Raw genomic sequence first — 2378 nt, forward strand, 5'->3', positions numbered from 1 at the left:
GCCTCCCGCCGCGCGGCGACATCGGGGCGACTTTGCTCTGAGGCGTGCGCGGTCTTTTTTTACGCGTGATGTGATGACGGGCGAAGAAGCGCTGGATCGTGCCGAAGCCGAAGCTGAGACCTTGCGCCGCCAGATCCCGGCGCGCGTCCTCGATCGTTGCGTTCCTGTCAGGGCCAAGCGCGGCCAGCACGGCGGCGTGGTGAGCTTCGATGCGCTGCGACCGCCGGTCGCCGCCGAGCGCCTTGGGACGGGGATCGCCTTGCTTGCTCGCGCTCTCGCGCGCGCCAGCGGCTGACGCTGGCGGCGCTGACGCCAAACCGCTCAGCCGCTTCCCGATGCGTGGAGCCGGCGTGCACCGCCGCCAGAACCCGCGTCCGAAGATCCAGAGATAGCGCTTTCGACATGCCCGCCGGCCTCCCGATCCGGCAGACACTCTGAATCAGAACCTGTCCGATTCGGGAATCCCCCTCGATTCCTTCAGTTCGGGTTCCTCTAGCGGCCGCCGCCTTGAGCGCGAGCCTAAGCAGCGGCGGCGCTTTTGTCGAGCTTAACCGCCGTAAACCGCCGCGCTCGTCGCCAACGAATAATGTCCGATAAGTTTGCATTATCGGACATAAATCGCCGATAAGGCCAAAAAGTCCGGATTCCAGCGCTCAGAACCCCCCAAACGGCCCTCGATCCGACTCTGCGGCGTCTAATGCGCCATCCCGCGATGCGCCCGACCTGGGGACGGCCACGCCCCCCCGCGCCGAAAATCCCATCGGGCGCCTGCCCGGCCCGCTGCATCCGTTGGCCGAGACCGCGCGCGGCTACGCCGAGGCCTCGAGCGCCGAAAACACACGCAAAGCCTATGCCTCCGACTGGCGCCATTATGCCGGCTGGGCGCCGCCACGGCCTCGCCGCCCTGCCCCCGGATCCGCAAGTCGTCGGGCTCCCTGGGGCGCGAATTCAGGCAGCCTCGCGGCGAACTTCACTATCGCCGCGAGCACGCTCGTCACCGATCAAGCCACCTTTTTCTACGCGAGCGGGGCTTCGACTGTCGCCTGAACAAAGGGCCGCCCTTAGGGCGGCCCGGATAAGTCTTCGAGGAAGACCAGCCTTACGCAGAAGCCTTAAGCAGCGAACGCGGCAGGCTTCCGAGCTTTGCGGTAGGTAGCGAAGCCGAGGCTAGCGAAGCCGAGCAACATCATCGCCCACGTCGAAGTCTCCGGGACTGCGGCGCTGAACTCCACCACGCCCGTGTTTCCGGTGGTGCCACTTCTGATATCAGCGGCGAACACTCCTGCGATATTCGAAATGTCGCTCACCGAAGCGCCGTTGATCACGAAGCTTAGCAACGTCGCCGTCGTCGGACCGCCCCTTCCCGGGTAATTTATGGCGTAATCGTACTTCCCGGCGCCGTCCATAGCGTTGCTCCCCGAGATGCCCGAAACTGCTACGAAAGGAGACGTAATGCTGCCGAATGTGATCGACGAAAGGTTGAGGTCAAAACCAAACGTGTTCTTGCCGTTCTTGCCGGTCGGGCCATGCATGAACACATCCCCGCCGAGCAGATAGACATTAATGTCCAAATTCGCGCCATCGTTGACCGCCGTAATATACGAACTGTCGGACCCGATGGCACACCCGCCTGTGCCTGAGCAGTGATCCAAGCTCAAAGTATAAACGTTAGCTAACGCGCTGCTCGCGGTCAAAAGGCTCAAAGCGCAAACTGCGCTCTTTAAAGCGAACCTTGCCATAGTACTACTCCCTCGCACTAAACTTTTGCGCAGGGCTCAAGCCGGCCGCACGACCTGCCCAAGATAAATATTTAACATAATATTGACGTCGTGTCCAGTCGCCGTGACGGAGGGGAAATCTGCGGCCTTATGTAGCACCCGCCAATAATGGAAGCGCTGGTCATGATGAATTTGCGGGCAAAACGCGCGGAGATTTCCGAAACGCTCGAATGTCTCGGGCGTCATGTCGAGCAGCACCGCGTCGACTTGACACATTTGGACGCCACCCTTCGGCTGTTTGATCCGGAGGCAGAGGCTGCGACGGGAGCGAAGGGTCCGGCGCGCAAGCGCAACGATTGGTTTCAGCCTGGCGAATGCCGCCGGCGCATTCATGACGTCTTGCGCGACGCCGCCGTGATTCAAAGCACCGAGCGGCACTGTGCTAGCCATAGCCCCGCTGCTCGTAAGTCCAACTAGGTTAACAGGGCGCCAGCCAGTACCCATCGTTGCTTGGTAAATCCTAGCAGGCTGTTGAAGAAGTCTCGCGTTTGGCTTTGAGGACGGCCTCGTCGCCATTGTTGTAGGAGAATTCGATCTCAAGCGTGCCGTCTTCGAGCAACTCGGCGGTTCCCTCGCCTTCGACCTGGTCGCCTTCGTCGG

The 2378-nt window shown here is 61.7% G+C and carries 2 protein-coding genes and 1 pseudogene; 1 reads left to right on the forward strand and 2 read right to left on the reverse strand.

Going from position 1 to position 2378, the window contains the following annotated elements; all coding sequences use genetic code 11:
• Together NEZ08_RS23590 and NEZ08_RS23600 are read right to left on the reverse strand one after the other, a co-directional pair.
• A pseudogene (locus NEZ08_RS23590) lies at positions 1–404 on the reverse strand (helix-turn-helix domain-containing protein); the annotation flags it as partial.
• A 708-nt stretch (positions 405–1112) separates the two neighbouring features.
• A complete protein-coding gene (locus NEZ08_RS23600; protein WP_298112502.1) occupies positions 1113–1739 on the reverse strand; it encodes a hypothetical protein in 627 nt (208 codons plus the stop codon).
• Positions 1740–1886: 147 nt separating this feature from the next.
• Between NEZ08_RS23600 and NEZ08_RS23605 the strand changes: the two genes are divergently transcribed.
• Positions 1887–2195 (forward strand): hypothetical protein, encoded by a 309-nt coding sequence (locus NEZ08_RS23605; protein WP_298112505.1) that lies wholly within the window; start codon positions 1887–1889, stop codon positions 2193–2195.
• Positions 2196–2378: the final 183 nt, after the last annotated feature.

This window comes from Bradyrhizobium sp., from assembly GCF_027451485.1.
Taxonomy (GTDB): Bacteria; Pseudomonadota; Alphaproteobacteria; order Rhizobiales; family Xanthobacteraceae; genus Bradyrhizobium.